Annotated in this window: 17 protein-coding genes; 12 read left to right on the forward strand and 5 right to left on the reverse strand. The window is 40.2% G+C overall.

The annotated features are described in order from the left end of the window. Positions 1–36 precede the first annotated feature (36 nt). From BV372_RS17630 to BV372_RS17660, 7 genes are all read left to right on the forward strand, one after another. The gene (locus BV372_RS17630) at positions 37–246 is read left to right on the forward strand and encodes a hypothetical protein (protein WP_086687796.1); all 210 of its coding nucleotides are present in this window, start codon (positions 37–39) and stop codon (positions 244–246) included. A gap of 28 nt (positions 247–274) precedes the next feature. Then, on the forward strand, positions 275–499 hold the full coding sequence (locus BV372_RS17635) for a hypothetical protein (protein ID WP_086687797.1): 225 nt from the start codon (positions 275–277) through the stop codon (positions 497–499). 7 nt (positions 500–506) lie between these two features. After that, a complete protein-coding gene (locus tag BV372_RS17640; RefSeq protein ID WP_256973293.1) occupies positions 507–875 on the forward strand; it encodes an HNH endonuclease in 369 nt (122 codons plus the stop codon). 909 nt (positions 876–1784) lie between these two features. Further along, positions 1785–3233, forward strand: coding sequence for a glycoside hydrolase 100 family protein (locus BV372_RS17645; protein ID WP_086687798.1), 1449 nt, complete (start codon positions 1785–1787; stop codon positions 3231–3233). Positions 3234–3564: 331 nt separating this feature from the next. Next, complete coding sequence (locus BV372_RS17650; RefSeq protein WP_086687799.1) at positions 3565–4980, forward strand: glycoside hydrolase 100 family protein; 1416 nt, start codon at positions 3565–3567, stop codon at positions 4978–4980. A gap of 288 nt (positions 4981–5268) precedes the next feature. Then, positions 5269–6633, forward strand: coding sequence for a 16S rRNA (cytosine(967)-C(5))-methyltransferase (locus tag BV372_RS17655; protein ID WP_086687800.1), 1365 nt, complete (start codon positions 5269–5271; stop codon positions 6631–6633). Positions 6634–6690: 57 nt separating this feature from the next. After that, complete coding sequence (locus tag BV372_RS17660; RefSeq protein WP_086687801.1) at positions 6691–7113, forward strand: TerB family tellurite resistance protein; 423 nt, start codon at positions 6691–6693, stop codon at positions 7111–7113. Positions 7114–7207: 94 nt separating this feature from the next. Here BV372_RS17660 and psb35 read toward each other — a convergent pair whose 3' ends face one another. Both psb35 and BV372_RS17670 read right to left on the reverse strand, forming a co-directional pair. Further along, positions 7208–7432 carry a photosystem II assembly protein Psb35 gene (psb35, locus tag BV372_RS17665; RefSeq protein WP_086687802.1) on the reverse strand — a complete coding sequence of 75 codons (225 nt, stop codon included), beginning with the start codon at positions 7430–7432 and terminating at the stop codon, positions 7208–7210. A 191-nt stretch (positions 7433–7623) separates the two neighbouring features. After that, positions 7624–10080, reverse strand: coding sequence for a transglycosylase domain-containing protein (locus BV372_RS17670; protein WP_086687803.1), 2457 nt, complete (start codon positions 10078–10080; stop codon positions 7624–7626). A gap of 248 nt (positions 10081–10328) precedes the next feature. Here BV372_RS17670 and folK point away from each other — a divergent pair, with 248 nt between their 5' ends. From folK to BV372_RS17690, 4 genes are all read left to right on the forward strand, one after another. After that, positions 10329–10841, forward strand: coding sequence for a 2-amino-4-hydroxy-6-hydroxymethyldihydropteridine diphosphokinase (gene folK / locus BV372_RS17675; RefSeq protein ID WP_086687838.1), 513 nt, complete (start codon positions 10329–10331; stop codon positions 10839–10841). Between the two features lie 88 nt (positions 10842–10929). Further along, on the forward strand, positions 10930–11478 hold the full coding sequence (locus BV372_RS17680) for an NUDIX hydrolase (RefSeq protein ID WP_086687804.1): 549 nt from the start codon (positions 10930–10932) through the stop codon (positions 11476–11478). A gap of 7 nt (positions 11479–11485) precedes the next feature. Further along, positions 11486–12331, forward strand: coding sequence for an ADP-ribosylglycohydrolase family protein (locus BV372_RS17685; protein WP_086687805.1), 846 nt, complete (start codon positions 11486–11488; stop codon positions 12329–12331). 414 nt (positions 12332–12745) lie between these two features. Further along, positions 12746–13555: a prohibitin family protein gene (locus tag BV372_RS17690; protein ID WP_086687806.1), complete on the forward strand. Its 810-nt coding sequence runs from the start codon at positions 12746–12748 to the stop codon at positions 13553–13555. 27 nt (positions 13556–13582) lie between these two features. Here BV372_RS17690 and BV372_RS17695 read toward each other — a convergent pair whose 3' ends face one another. Continuing rightward, the gene (locus BV372_RS17695; protein ID WP_086687807.1) at positions 13583–14044 is read right to left on the reverse strand and encodes a hypothetical protein; all 462 of its coding nucleotides are present in this window, start codon (positions 14042–14044) and stop codon (positions 13583–13585) included. A 339-nt stretch (positions 14045–14383) separates the two neighbouring features. Here BV372_RS17695 and BV372_RS17700 point away from each other — a divergent pair, with 339 nt between their 5' ends. Continuing rightward, entirely contained in the window at positions 14384–14602 is a 219-nt protein-coding gene (locus BV372_RS17700) for a hypothetical protein (RefSeq protein WP_256973294.1), read from the forward strand. Between the two features lie 166 nt (positions 14603–14768). Here the strand turns inward: BV372_RS17700 and BV372_RS17705 are convergent, their stop codons facing one another. Then, positions 14769–15287, reverse strand: a complete 519-nt coding sequence (locus BV372_RS17705; protein WP_086687809.1) for a DUF1634 domain-containing protein — start codon at positions 15285–15287, stop codon at positions 14769–14771. 1 nt (position 15288) lies between these two features. Further along, complete coding sequence (locus tag BV372_RS17710) at positions 15289–16125, reverse strand: sulfite exporter TauE/SafE family protein (RefSeq protein ID WP_086687810.1); 837 nt, start codon at positions 16123–16125, stop codon at positions 15289–15291. Positions 16126–16214 lie beyond the last annotated feature (89 nt).

Genomic DNA, 16214 nt, shown 5'->3' on the forward strand with positions numbered 1-16214 from the left:
TTTATAGATCTAATTAATTTTTAGGTAAAAAAGATAATGGCTAAAAAACGCCAGGAAGATGATATTAAAGAAGCTGCGGCATTTGCAGCAGGTGGAGCCGCAGCAGGTGCAGGGGTCGCAGCGACCGTTGGCGGTATGGGTCTAGCAGTAGGAGGAACTGCTGTTGCTATTGGCGCTGCTCCGGTAGTAGCTGCTGGTGCAGTGGTTGGACTTGCTGCTTATGGCTTGAAGAAAATTTTTGACTAAGTAAGCTGTAAATACAGGATACACATAAATGCTAAGCTCACAAGACTCTAATGCTATACGTGCTATTGCAGCTGCTTCATCGGCTGCTGCTGGTCTAGGCTCTATTACAGTAGCTACACTTACTTCAACTGCACCTGGAATTTTAGGTGTTCTAGGATTTACGACAACGACAGTTGTTGCATTACCAGCAGCAGGAATTGTTGCAACCGCAGGACTTGCAGCTTATGGAGTGAAGAAAGTCTTTTTTGACTAAGCTGTAGATGGCAAAAAATCCTCCTAATCCACTGCAAAAACTGGTAAGAGGTATGATTCGGGATTTGATTAATCAGGCTAATGGTCAAAAAGCCGATAAAGCAAAAAAGCTAAAGGCTAAAAAACCTGCTACCAAATCCCAATCCAAATCTAACCAGCAAACAAAAAAGCGATCGCGTCATATTCCCCTATCAATTCGTTTTGCAGTTTTGCAAAGAGATGACCATAAATGTGTTTCTTGTGGTCAAAGTCCACCACAAGTCACGCTAGAAGTTGACCATAAAAAGCCTTTTTCTAAAGGAGGCAGTAACGACATGAACAATTTGCAAACGCTGTGTTTCCATTGCAATCGTGGAAAAGGTGCGCGTAGTTTATAATGACGTATACAATATTTGCCAAATAACAAAGATGACCCTTCGGTATTTTAACTGAAGGGTTTTACTGTTTCAAAAATTACCAATTGCAACAGGAGGAAAGAGTCAAGCACGATCGCATCTCTACCTACTCTCTTCCTTTGCACCTACCCTTCGGGAAGCCGCTTCGTGTCTATGCGCCTTTGCGTGAACCTTATTTTATATAAAGCTGTCAGGCAACTCAAAAATGATCATTTTGATATTGTTTTAATAATCACTTTAACTACGCTAAATATTGCTTATTCTTCATTTATCAACAAGAATATAAAAATTTATTACTCCTCACTCTGATATACGTCACATTTTGCATACTTACTCTTACAGGCTCGCTGCTTAATGGGTAAATAAGTTACAATATATAATCCTTAAGAAGTATTGACTTCTAAAATTTTTTAATTATTCATATTGCATATTCTGAAAAAACGTTATAAATTATTAAGTTATAGGGGAATAAATTAATTTGTAGTCTGAAAAACTAAGCCCTAGTTAAGTAGAGATACTTTAACTAGGGAAAAAATTAAGGAAATCTTATAACAGTGCTAGCAATATATATTTGTTTGGCAACGCAAACACTCCGGACATGAAAGCTTGTTAAACAATCTAAAAATATATTTTGCGTAAGTGCTTTAAAAGTAATATTATTGCTTAAGGTGAAAAAATAAAATTGTCATTCACCAAGATGATCGTTGCTTAAAAGCAAATTAACTGTCAATTAAGCTGCAAAAAATCGGCAGTTACAGACATCTTTTTTAGACTTCATTATTCCCAAATTCTATTTGCTATTCCAAAAATCGTCTTTGTTATGATCTGAATAGCAGCATAAATCAAAGCGCATCTACACCAATTTACAATCCTAATGGAGTTATTCTGGCGATGCAAATAAACGAATTGGTAATAGCTGAAAATATAGAAGAAGAAGCCTGGCAAGCACTAGAAAAGTCAATTATCTATTATCAAGGTCGTCCTATTGGGACTTTGGCCGCATACGATGCATCTGTAGAGGCGCTGAATTACGACCAATGCTTTATCCGAGATTTTGTTTCGTCGGCTCTAATTTTCCTAATCAAAGGTAAAACGGAAATTGTCCGCAATTTTCTAGAAGAAACATTAAAGTTACAGCCTAAAGAAAGAGCATTAGATGCATATAAACCTGGAAGAGGTCTAATTCCAGCTAGCTTCAAAGTTGTGTCTCTCAATGGTGAGGAATATTTAGAAGCAGATTTTGGCGAACATGCGATCGCTAGAGTTACACCTGTTGATTCCTGTCTCTGGTGGATTATTTTATTGCGTGCTTATGTAGTCGCTACTAAAGATTATTCCATAGCGTATCAGCCTGAATTTCAAAATGGTATCAAGTTGATTATGGAAATCTGCTTGGCGAATCGTTTTGATATGTACCCAACGTTGTTGGTTCCAGATGGCGCTTGTATGATTGATCGCCGTTTGGGTATATATGGTCATCCTCTAGAAATTCAAGTTTTATTTTATACGGCTCTGCGTGCTGCTCGTGAACTGCTAATTTGTCAAGGTAATCAGGATATTGTGGCAGCAATTGATAACCGCTTACCTCTTTTATGCGCTCATATTCGTCAACATTATTGGATAGATATAAATCGCTTGAATGCGATTTATCGCTTCAAGAGTGAAGAGTATGGCAAAGGAGCAGTCAATTTATTCAATATATATGTAGACTCTCTTCCTTATTATGAATTAGATAAATGGCTACCGAGAAAAGGTGGTTATTTAGCTGGTAATGTTGGTCCTTCTCAACTAGATACTCGTTTCTTTTCCCTTGGTAATTTGATGGCGATCATTTCCGATCTTGCAACTGAAGAACAGTCGCAAGCGATTATGAACCTCATTGAGGAAAGATGGGACGATTTGGTGGGAGATATGCCAATGAAAATTTGTTTCCCAGCTTTAGAACACGAAGAGTATAGAATTGTCACAGGATGTGACCCCAAAAATATTCCTTGGTCTTATCATAATGCTGGAAGCTGGCCAGTTTTGATGTGGATGATGGCAGCTGCTGCTGTGAAAACTAACAAAACAGGTTTAGTTAGAAAGGCTATTGAACTTGCCCAAACACGTCTAAGTGAAGATGAATGGCCAGAATATTACGATGGTAAAAAAGGACGATTGATTGGTAAGCAAGCTAGGAAATATCAAACTTGGTCTATTGCTGGGTTCTTATTAGCAAAAGAACTGATAGCTAACCCCAGTTATTTACGATTAGTAAGTTTTGATGAATTATCCCCAGAAGCAGTTTCTAGAGCATGTGAGTTTGAAATTGGTAGTATAGATCCATACATGCCGCGATAGCAGCAAAGTTTTATTGCTACTAAAATAAACTGATTGTTCAGGATAAACAATATTTTAAAAGCCCCTTTGTAGCTATAGGGGCTTTTCTGTTTTCTAAATTGCTCTCTACGAGCACTTCAAGAATATGTCATCACAGAAAATGAAGTAAGTGAAAAAGTTGGCCTATCCTGAGAGAATGGACAATGAATTATAGCGCTGGAGAAAGTGTGGCAAAAGCTCAGTGACTATATATTTTTGTCTTTATTAATCGGCGAAAAAGCATTACATCAACAAAGAAAAATAAAAGTATCATTTACTGCCAAAATCCAAGAAAGATGGAGTGGTTCTCGTAATGGAAAGAGAGGAATTAGTAATATTTGATGAGATAGAGAAACAGGCATGGGAACTACTAGAAAAGTCGATTATTTACTATCAAGGTCGCCCTATAGGTACAATCGCCGCTAGCGAGCCATCAGAAGTAGCATTGAATTACGATCATTGCTTTGTCAGAGATTTTGTACCATCAGCCTTACTTTTTCTGATCAAAGGTAGATATGATATTGTCCGTAATTTCCTTGAAGAAACTTTAAAATTACAACCAACTGAAAATCTCTTAAATGCTTATACCCCTGGTCGAGGTTTGATACCAGCAAGCTTCAAAGTGGTATCAACGAATGAGCAAGAATATTTAGAAGCAGATTTTGGCGAACATGCGATCGCTAGAGTTACACCAGTTGATTCCTGCCTCTGGTGGATTATTATTTTATATGCATATGTCAAAGCCACAAAAGATATAAATTTCGCCTTGCAACCTGAGTTTCAGCAGGGAATCGTGTTAATCATGGAACTCTGCTTGGCGACTCGATTTGATATGTACCCAACGCTATTAGTTCCAGATGGCGCTTGTATGATTCAACGGCGTTTGGGTATTTACGGCTATCCTTTAGAAATTCAAGCTCTATTTTATGGGGCATTGCGTGCTGCTCGCAAGTTACTAATTTGTGCAGGCGATGAAGAGATTGTTATAGGTATTGATAATCGCTTACCTGTATTACGAGATCATATTCGGAATCATTATTGGATAGATATGCATCGCCTGAATGCAATTTATCGCTTTAAAGGTGAAGAATATGGTCATACAGCCGTCAATCAGTTCAATATATATGCAGATTCAATTGCTTATGCTAAGTTGGCTCTTTGGTTACCAAAACTCGGTGGTTATTTAGCTGGTAATGTTGGTCCCTCGCAGCTAGATACTCGCTTTTTTTCACTTGGAAATTTGATGGCGATTTTGACTTCTTTAGCTAGCGATCGCCAATCACAAGCAATTATGAATTTGATTGAAGAACAGTGGCAAGACTTAGTGGCAGAAATGCCGATGAAAATCTGTTTCCCTGCTATAGAAAAAGAAGAGTACAGAATTTTTACAGGATGTGACCCCAAAAATCCACCTTGGTCGTATCATAATGGTGGCAGTTGGCCAGTCTTATTGTGGTTGTTAACTGCTGCTGCTCAAAAAACAGGTAGAACAAGTCTTGCTCAACGCGCTATTGAAATTGCCCAAACCCGTCTTAGTGAAGATCAATGGCCGCAATATTACGATGGGACGAGGGGATTATTAATTGGTAAAGAAGCCAGGAGATATCAAACCTGGACAATTACCGGGTTTTTATTAGCAAAAGAATTGATGCGCAACTCTGATTATTTAGAATTAATGAGTTTTGCAGAATTTGATTTAAACAATGCTTCCCAAATTTGTGATTTATAAGTTTAAAGTTAGATAAAATCAGATAATTTGTATTGCTCTTATCTTATTTGCAAGCAAATAATTAATCATCCTGTAGGGCTGGCAATGCTTAGCCTAGATTACTTAATATTTTTTATAATTAATTGATGATTCCTGGAAATTTAATATTTAATAAATGAATCGCCAAGAACTCTAAGGAAGAGTGAGGTAATCATTAAGCGCAAGTTTATAGATAAGTACTATAAATATTGTCAGAATGTAAACATAGGATTCCTCATATATCCTGAAATCCATAATTTAAATATTTTCATGATAAACCCCCGTCACATAGCTTTTCTTGCCCTGCGAGATGTTCACAAAGGGGCTTATGCTGATGTTGCTCTAGACAAAGTGCTGCAAAAGGTTAAATTACAAGATATTGATCGCCGTTTAGTAACAGAATTAGTGTATGGCAGTGTCAGGCGACAACGCACCCTAGACACCTTGATTGACCAACTCGCCAAAAAGAAATCTCACCAACAACCAAAAGACCTCCGTACTATTCTGCATTTAGGTTTATACCAACTATGCTATCAAGAACGGATTCCCGCCTCTGCGGCTGTTAATACTACAGTCCAACTAGCTAAAGAAAATGGCTTTTCTGGACTTACGGGTTTTGTGAATGGTTTGTTGCGACAGTCCATTCGTGTTGCAGAGAATGATCGGGGAAATTCTTCTCATCTCCCCTTGCAACTCCCAGAAAATCCTGTGGAACGCTTGGGTATTTTACACAGCTTTCCTGACTGGATTATTCAAGTATGGTTAGAACAACTGAGTTTTGCTGAAACAGAACAGTTGTGTGAATGGATGAATCAATCACCAACAATTGACTTGCGAATCAACCCGCTTCGCACTTCTATAGATATAGTTGAAGCAGCGTTGCAATCGGCTGATGTGTTAGTGAAACGCCTTCCCAACTTGCCGCAAGCTTTAAGATTAATTAGCAACAGTGGCCCAATTCAAAATTTACCGGGTTTTAGTGAAGGTTGGTGGGTTGTACAGGATAGTAGCGCTCAGATGGTGAGCCATTTGCTTGACCCCCAACCAGGTGAGGTGGTGATTGATGCGTGCGCTGCACCAGGGGGAAAAACAACTCACATGGCTGAGTTGATGGGGGATAAGGGTAAGATTTGGGCTTGCGATCGCACTCCCTCTAGGCTGCGTAAACTCCAAGAAAATGCCCGACGGTTAAATTTACAATCTATTCAAATTTGTATTGGGGACAGTCGCCAATTCTTAGAATTTCAAAATACCGCCGATCGCGTTTTACTAGATGCTCCATGCTCTGGTTTGGGAACTTTGCATCGCCATGCTGATGCGCGTTGGCGACAAACACCAGAAACTGTCCAAGAACTTTCCCGGCTGCAAAAAGAATTACTTTCACATACCTCAACTTTTGTTAAACCAGGTGGAGTACTCGTCTACGCCACTTGTACGCTGCATCCAGCAGAAAATGAAGAGGTGATTTCAGAGTTTTTAACTCAATTCCCTAATTGGCAAATAGAGCCTCCTAGCGTTGATTCGCCTCTTGTTGGCTATTCCACTCCACAAGGTTGGTGCAAAGTTTGGCCCCATCGTCAGAATATGGATGGCTTTTTTATGGTTCGCTTAAGAAAAACTAATGATTCCGGGTGAATACTGGATTGGGATTGTACGATTTGATGGAGGTTTAAATCTCCCAGAGGATGCAGCATGGTTACTGATTCCAATGTGAAAAACTTAGTGAAAATCCTGATCGGTGCGGCGTGGATTGATGGTGTAATCCAGCCGGAAGAACGGCAATACCTCCGAGAAATAGCCCAAGCCAAAGGTGTAGCTACCGATCCAGAGATTAAGCCGTGGTTGTACGAATTGGTTCCTGTACAACCAAAAGAATGCTATGGCTGGGTGCAAGAATATTTAGGCGATCGCCCCAGCATTGAAGATTGTGTCAGCCTAATTGAAGCTATCAGTGGTTTAATTTACAGCGACGGCGACGTGGCGATAGAGGAAGCAAGACTCCTGACAAAATTACAGGAGATTACTAAGGCCAGTGAGTCAACCCAATCAGCCCACACTGCTTTGCTCAAACAAATTCAAAAGCTTTATCGGCGTTGGGTTGAAGTTCAAAACTAACAGAGATTTATGATTTGTGAGTTAATCAGACGCGGTTTATCGCGCCTGTTGATGATTTTAAAATTTGATAATTTAACTCAGCACTCATTACTGCTTATGACTTCGGTTCACCCACACCCGGAGTCTCTTCTTTTTCAACTTTGGGCACAAAGTCAGGACGCTCTTTGCTTTCCCAACCGGGGGGACGCTTAGAGTTGTACCAGGCGATCGAGCCAATGGTGACAGCAGCAATAAAACCAACAACATACACTAAGGTAAAGGCAAAAGGAAAATGCGGCGCATCTGCTGCTTGTGCTGCTGTTTGCATCAATAAAAGCATGAGTATATTCTCCTAATCTAGGTAACACTGCTTATCAGACTATAAAACGAGCGTAGCACCTAACATCCCCCCCTAGTTTGAACAGTTAAATATCAACAGTTGAATATCGGTTGATATTCAACTGTTTAGTTTCCTTAGCTACAGCTAAGGAAACTAAAAGATGCGCAAGCTAGCAACTTAAATAATTAGTCTCATTCCGAAGAGGATGGTTTAAGCCTGTCCCGCCAGGAAGGTTGACTTGAAGAGGAATTTGAGGAACCAGATGACCTATTACCTGAGGACGATGATGACCTCCGATATCTGCGAGGCGAGGAAGATTCAGAAGACTCTACCCGCCGACTGCGCCGTCTGGGACGAGATTCTGAAGAATCACTGTTGTTGCTCACTTCTTCGCTACGATACCGACGCCGTCTGCGAGATGAACCTGTTTCATCATCTTGCTGTTGATAATAACGTCTGCGGCGTCTTGGAGTTTCTTCTTGTTGCTGGTCTTGTTGATAATATCTACGTCTTCTAGATGGACGCTCCTCATTGCTAGAGTTATCCTCATCGTCATCACCAGAGGAAACAGCCTTATTCACAATTCGTTTAGGCTTCAGAGGTTGGGCCTTGATAGTGCCTTTACGACCGTCTAGTTTAGGACGTGCAGGAAACTTTTCTACTGGCATATCTTTTACGGCTTTTTCCATAAATTCATGCCAGGTATAAGCAGCACTACCGCTACTACCCCAAGTCGGGCGGTTATCATCATTACCTAGCCAAACTCCTGTCACCAGTTGGGGGATGTAGCCAATAAACCATAAATCGCGGGCTTCATCGGAGGTGCCAGTCTTCCCAGCTACAGGTCTATTATCTAATTGAGCAGCAGCACCAGTACCCGCTTCTACTACGTTACGTAGCATCCAGGTCATGATAGCCGTACTATCAGCGTCAAGGGCGCGCTTGGAAGCGAAATTAGCCGACCAAATTACTTGTCCTTGGCGGTTAAGGATACGGCGAATACCATGAACTTCTGTGTGTAAGCCTTGGGTAGCAAAGCTACCATAAGCGCTAGTCAACTCCAGTAGATTCACTTCATTCGAGCCAAGGGCTAAGGAATAGGTAGGCTTGAGTTCTGATTTAATTCCCATATCATGGGCAAGTTTAATTGTTGGCTCAAATCCCACATCAATTAATGTCTTCACCGCAATGATATTAATCGAACTGGTGAGGGCATCTCGCATACTCATCCAGCCCCGGAAGTTTTCACTGTAGTTTTTCGGTTCATAGCCATCTACGACAAAGGGAGCATCTAAGTAGCTGTCATAGGGACTCTTACCAGTAGCGATCGCGGTGGCATAGACAAATCCTTTAAATGTCGAGCCTGGCTGACGTTGGGCTTGAGTCACGCGATTAAACTGGTTTTTCCCAAAGTCTTTGCCCCCAACCATTGCCTGAATTTCACCATTACGGGGGTCAATGGCAACCATTGCTGCTTGTTTAAAATTTTCCCAGCGACCTTGATTTCTTAGCGTTTTCGCCACTGCTTCTTCTGCAAACTTCTGCCAAGTTGGGTTTAAGGTAGTTTCCACTACTAAACCCCCGCCTGCTAACACATCAGGAGAAACATACTTGGGCAATTCTTTTTGAACATAGGTAGTAAAGTAGGGTGAATCTACTTGCAGGCGCTTAGGTAAGCTACTGTTGAGGGTTACTGGTTCCCGAGTTGCTGCTTCTCTTTCAACGGCTGTAATTACGCCATCTTCTTGCATCCGCTGCAACACCAAATTCCGCCTGGCTTTAGCAGCTTCTGGATTTCTCTCTGGGGAGTAGAGACTGGGGGCTGGCGCTAATCCGGCGATGGTGGCCATTTCCGGTAAGGTCAGTTGATCCACTGATTTGCTGAAGTATACCCATGCAGCATCAGCTACACCATAAGCCCCAGATCCCAAATACACCAGATTTAAGTAACGCTCAAGAATCTGGTCTTTGGTCAATTCGTGCTCCATCTTTTGTGCCAGACGGACTTCTTTGAGCTTGCGCCAGACTGTCTTTTCTTGTTTGAGGAAGAGAATTCGCGCTAGCTGTTGAGTAATCGTGCTACCACCTTCAACAACATCTTGCGATCGCAAGTTATTCCAAACTGCTCTGACTATTCCTTGAGGATCAACTCCATTGTGTTGCTGAAATCTTCTATCTTCTGAGGCGATGAAAGCTTTTTTAAACTTTTCTGGTATTTGCTCCAGCTTTAGCTGTTCTCTTGCTGCTTCTCCTTGCTGTTGCAAGATAGTACCGTCAGCAGCTTTAATGGTTAATGTTTGCTCTCGGACAACGGCGTTCAATTCAGCTTTATCTGGCAATGTGCGGTCTATTGTCCCAATGCCGTAGTTAAAGGCGATAATTCCACCACCTAGACTTAAGCCTGCCCAGAACCAAAGGCGACGATAAAACGGTTTATCGCTACTGGATAGTTTGGCAATTACTCCAGATGAGACGTTTTGCATCTGGCTTAGTACCTGCCTTCCTTTGCCCAGCTTTGTTGGTGGTAAGTTCTCATTGACAGATTCTTCATTTTCGAGATGATTACCAGGCGACAATCGCGGTTTCTCCTTGTCAGATGCACTTAAATCACTTGATCCTTGCTTGAACCAGGAGGTTAGTTTCCCCACCTTAGTTCCTCGCTCAAATGTAGTTGTTACCTAACCACCAGTAGTTTCGGGGTTAGCTTACCACCTTTGTGTTAGTATAATATCCCATAAATAAACCAGAGAATTAAGTATCAAACAGTGATTTTTTGGAATTCTTTAAATTTGATCCCGTAAATATTAATACAGAATTTTATTAAAATTTCGCAGTCAAAATACTGCCTTCAGAAACTAAAACTATGCCGCAAGGTACAGGCACAAAGACGAGCAGCATGTTGAAAACTGGTGCGATCGCTAAAGGCGTTCGTGCTGCGATCGCGCTTGGTAGTAATATCGGAGATTCAAGGGAAATTTTAGAAGCAGCGATCGCAACTTTAGCCAAAACACCAGGTATTGTTCTAGAAGCCAAGTCTCATTGGTATAAAACTAAAGCCGTAGGTCCGCCACAGCCAGATTACTTAAACGGCTGCGTCATAGTGAGAATCTTTATGCTACCGCAGCTGTTATTAGAAACTTTATTAGCGATTGAACAAAAATTTGGGCGTGTTCGTCAAGAACGTTGGGGACCCCGCACCCTAGATTTAGATTTGCTCTTATATGATGACTTAATTGTAGATACACCAACCCTGCAAATTCCCCATCCCCGAATGCGGGAGCGGGCTTTTGTGTTGGTTCCCTTGACAGAAATTGCCCCAGATTGGGTAGAACCAGTTTCTGGATGTGTTATTAAAGATTTGGTTAAAGAGGTAAACTGTTCTGATGTACATTTATTGATGGGCAGTTAAAATTACCATCCATAAATGCAGAGAGCTTCTGAGTTGTACAACCAGCTTCAGTGTTTGCCTGTGTATCTAAAGACAATATAATTTTACTATGCCATTAGGTAGAGAATTACCACAGCTGCTGAAACAACGCTTGTTCTATAAAGGGCGCAAGTTTAATTTTGAAGTTAATCGCTTGCGGTTACCCAACAAAGCGGAGGGAGAATGGGAATGTATTCGTCATCCAGGTGGTGCTCTAGCTGTGCCCGTAACAGCAGAGGGTAAGCTGATATTGCTGCGCCAGTACCGTTTTGCAATTCAAGGCAGAATCATCGAATTTCCGGCGGGTACAGTAGAACCCGGTGAAGATCCCCTAGAAACGGTGCAGCGTGAACTTCAAGAAGAAACTGGTTATCGTGCCCAAAAGTGGGACAAGTTAGGAGAGTTTTTTTTAGCTCCTGGCTATTCGGATGAAATTCTCTACGCTTTTCTCGCGCGAGATGTAGAAGAGTTAGAGACACCACCAGCCAAAGAAGAGGATGAAGATATTGAAATCCTCTATTACACTCCGCAAGAACTGGAGAAAGCTTTTCTAGACGGTGAACCAGTAGATGCTAAAACGATTTCTAGCTTTTTGTTGGCTCGTCCTTTCTTAGTTTAAGGTCAATATGCTCATAGAATTAGCGATCGGTGATGCCTACGGAGCCGGCTTTGAATACGCTGACGAAATGAGCGTTTATAACGATTTGAGTCGATACGTCACACATCCTCGTCATCGACTCAATCCATGTAGCTATACAGACGACACGCAAATGAGCATTGCCATTGCCGAAGTGATTGTGTCGCAAGCACCTTGGACACCGCAAGTCTTAGCTGATAGTTTCGTTACCTGCTTTAAACGCGATCGCAGAGAAGGCTACGCTGGTGGTTTCTACGATTTTCTCGTAAATATTCAACATGGAAAAGAGTTTTTAGCAAAAATTCGCCCAGACAGTGACAAAAGCGGTGCTGCAATGCGTGCAGGGCCAATTGGCATTTATTCCACACCCGAAAAGGTGATAGAAGCCGCAACCATTCAAGCAGCAATTACCCACAACACACCCGATGGCATTAACGCCGCCATTGCAGCGGCGCTGATGTCCCATTATTTTATTTACCGACTAGGGCCAAAACAAAATTTAGGACAGTTTCTCGAAAGCTATGTATCTGGAGAATGGTCTAAAGCGTGGGAGGGTAAAGTTAAGTCTAAAGGATGGATGAGCGTTAGAGCAGCAATTACAGCGCTTATCCGAAATGACAGCATAAGCGAACTCTTGCAAGACTGTATTGCCTTTACCGGCGATGTGGATACAGTCGCAACAATTGCCCTAGCTGCTGGTTCATGCAGTGAAGAAATTAGACAGGACATTCCCATTCATCTAGTTACAAGTTTAGAAAATGGTGCCTACGGTAGAGATTATCTCATCGAATTGGATAAACAGTTGATGAGTTTAATCGGCAACAAGATTAATTAAATAGATTAAATATATTTTCCAAAATTATTAATAGCCATTTCTAATTTCCTGTAGGATAGCAAGCCTAAATCATTGGGAAAAATTAGTAATTCTGTAGGGTAGGCAATGCCCACCAAAATCCGAATATGCAGACAATGCCCAACCGGCAAAGGTTTTACAAATTAAATAAAAAGGCGATATAGGTATTTCGTAAGAACATAATAATGTTCCCTACGGTAGTTGTGGTAACCCTACTAACAGCGCATTTTCCCCAGACTACTCTAGCTAAATAGAGTGCTTTGCAATCTTTGGTATACCTTCAGAAGGCTTGTTTGGTAGGTGCAATTATGACATATTTGTATCTAGACATTATTACTTTAGTATTCCGAGCAAGTTACCGTATTTATATGCTCTACCTTGGTTTTAAAGATAGTTATGAAACAATATAAAGCTTTCAATAGTGCTGGTAAATTAACTGCACTATTAATATTGATAACTATATTTTTGACACCCTTTGTAATTGTTAACGCTGGTGAACGCGGCGTTTTAATGGAGTTTGGTAAAGTGCAAAATAGAATACTAGGAGAAGGTATTCACGTAATTATTCCTGTAGTCAACACAGTAAAAAAATTGAGCGTTCGCGTGCAAAATCAAGAAATTTCGGCTGAGGCATCCTCGAAAGATTTACAAGATGTTTTTACTGATGTAGCGCTCAATTGGCATATTATCCCTGAGGAAGCAAATGCCATTTTTCAACAGATTGGAGATGAGAAAGACGTAGTTAAAAGTATTATTCATCCAGCAGTAGAAGAAGTTTTAAAAGCAATCATTGCTAAGTATACGGCTGAAGAAATTATTACTAAACGAGGGGAAGTTAAAGGCAGTGTAGATAATGCATTGAGTACACGACTGGGTAATTATCACATTGCTGTTGACGATATTTCTTTAGTTCATGTTCATTTTTCAGAACGATTTGGCGAAGCAGTAGAGGCAAAACAAGTTGCTGAGCAAGAAGCAAAGCGAGCAGAATTTATAGCGATTAGAGCAGCAAAAGAAGCTGAGGCTAAAGTGAATTTGGCAAAAGGAGAAGCTGAGGTACAAAGGTTACTGCGAGACGGTTTGACCACAGAAATACTGCAAAGACAAGCAATAGAAAAGTGGAATGGCAAACTACCATTAATTGTTGGTAAGGAAACGCCCAAATTTTGGAATTTGAGCGAACTTTTTAAAGATTACGAAAATTAATCTTGCTTTTTCTAGATAAAGCGATCGCTAACCATTAGAGAACAAAACTGGAGTATCAAGTATTTTTAACTGTATCAATACCATAATTACAAGAGTATAAACAGTTGAAGAAACTAAACCTGTCAATAGCTCTTTTTTCAAATTACGCTCTTTGGCTTCGTTTTGAAAAACATCCGCAGACCCAAATTGCATTAAAAGAATACCTACGATGTTAGATAGCCAATATCCTATAATTGAACAAGGTAGAAGTAATTTGGGTGATAGTAAACTACACATATACCCAAAAAAGTAAGCAATCGGTAAATTAAATAACAGGTCATTCCACCAACACAGCGGTGAGAGTAAATATCCAAGTACCAGGAAGAAACCACCTCTAAGCTTTTTTAAAATACCTTTTTTTAACTCCTGGGGTGCAGCCTGTTGTAATTGCTCCGGCTGTTTTTCCCCTGCTAAGCTCAACTCTTGACTAACTTCTTGGACGCTTTCCATAAAAACACACTAATCCTACCAGTCTAGTGTAGTTTAATCTAGAAGCCGAAAAAAAGTCTAGTACAGTACTGATACCATTTGAAATTTTGACTATTTTAATTAGTAAATTGCTTTAATTTATAGTGTAAAAATATACTAGTATTTACATTTATATCAGTACTGGTGCTAAAAAGTACGATATAAACTATGAGCAAGTTACTGAATACAGTAGGCTGAACCAGATTTTTGGGTTGGGTGAAAAATTTTATAATCGCTATAATCAAAATTATGAATGTTTAAAAGAGTATGACAAATTTTCCTTCAACTAACGTCTTTCTAATTGTGGGAATTGTTTTCCTTTTGATTGCTGTTTTGGGGCAAACTAAACTGGGTTTTGCTGAAATTAATCCAGGTTGTTTCGGCAGAACTTTAGCTTTATTGATTGGTTTGTTAAGTTTAGCGGTTGCTCTTTTATCAGGAACTACTTCTGTAGAGACCCTGGATTTATTAAGAACCTATCTAACAAATCTAATTCAACAAAGTACAGGATTTGTTAATGACTATTTATTTGGCTCTTAAGCGAATTGCAAAATTTTACTGTAGTAATATATGAATAAATCTCTGATATAACCAAATGAATGTTTTTATATAAATGAAGCTTAAGTTTAGGGTGGACAGTACCTACCCTACTTATACTTCAAAACTCAAGGATGAATTCTGCACGTGACTGCTAACTTTAACAATATTAGTAATAGGCTCCCACAAGGCTATAAGTTAAACTAGCCAATACTATCAAAGTCACAACAATGTAGATAAACTCTCGTCGCCATATAAAAGCCAATAAAGAAATTACCACACGCAAAACAGGGGTAGCGATTAATAATAGCAGTCCAAGTTGGATAATGCCGCGTCGGCTACCTGATAAAACTGCATTTATGACGCCTACTGGTGAGCGAAATTCTGATGGCTCTCCTTGAAAAAACTGATAGGTAACAGGCTCAGAACCGTGGCGTATTAAGTATAGTATTCCCCCTATTAATACCACAGTACTAGCAAGCAAAACCCCATATTTTAGGAGGTTGCTAAGTAAAGTTTCTAGCTGTTGCTCGCTTAATGTTTTTGTTAAATTCTTTTTATTGGCTTGTTGTTCTTGCAATTGTTTGATATCAGAACCTAAATCTTGTTGTGGTAAAGCTATTGCGACTATTTCACTTTCTGCCCGTGTTGATGAGAGTGACTGAAAAACCGAATTGAATTTATACATTTTACAGCCCTCCTATGACACTGTTGTAGACCATCTTCAAAGCCATTACTACCAGTACAAGACTAAAAATTATTCTCAAAGTTTGGGTTTTGGCTCCTAAAAGGACTCTAGCACCTAAAAAAGCACCAGGTAGTACTCCCAACATTACTGGCATTGACAAACCCGGATCGATGTAACCCCGTGCTAGGTAAACTCCTGCTGATGCGGCGGCTGTAACACCAATCATAAAATTGCTAGTAGTGGTAGAAACTTTGAAGGGTAAACGCATGGCTTGATCCATAGCTAATACTTTAAACCCCCCTGAACCAATACCAAGCAAACCAGAAAGCACGCCTGCTATTACCATCACGCTAAATCCTGCTGGAACAGCATGAACTTGGTAAGATATCAGTCCATCAGCAGTTGGATAAGTTCCATTGAGTTTGAGATAGTTTGCTAAAGGATCGGCTGGTTCATCTTCAATATGTTCGATTCTAGGTCTTTGAGAAAGGTATGCTGAATAAATGAGGACGATCGCTAGCACAATAGTCAGTGCTTTAACAGAGACAACAGTTGCTAATAAAGCACCAACTATAGCTCCTAAAGTTGTGGCTACTTCCAAAAACATTCCCAGCCTTAAATTGGTGTAGCCTTTTTTAATATAGGTAGACGCAGCACCTAAGGAAGTAGCAATTACAGATACTAGAGAAGCACCAACAGCGTATCGAATATCAACACCAAATACCGAAGTTAATAAGGGAACGATTACAACTCCGCCGCCTAAACCAGTTAATGCACCTAAAAAGCCAGCAGTAAATGAACCTGTCCAAACTAGTAAAGAAAATTCTAGGATATTCAAATTTCATACCTCTGTCTTAGATATATATGAATGTGTGATGAGATTTTTAATATAGATGATAAATAAATAATTACTCTCTGGCAGGCGGA

Origin of the sequence: Nostoc sp. T09 (assembly GCF_002154695.1) — a bacterium.
Taxonomy (GTDB): Bacteria; Cyanobacteriota; Cyanobacteriia; order Cyanobacteriales; family Nostocaceae; genus Aulosira.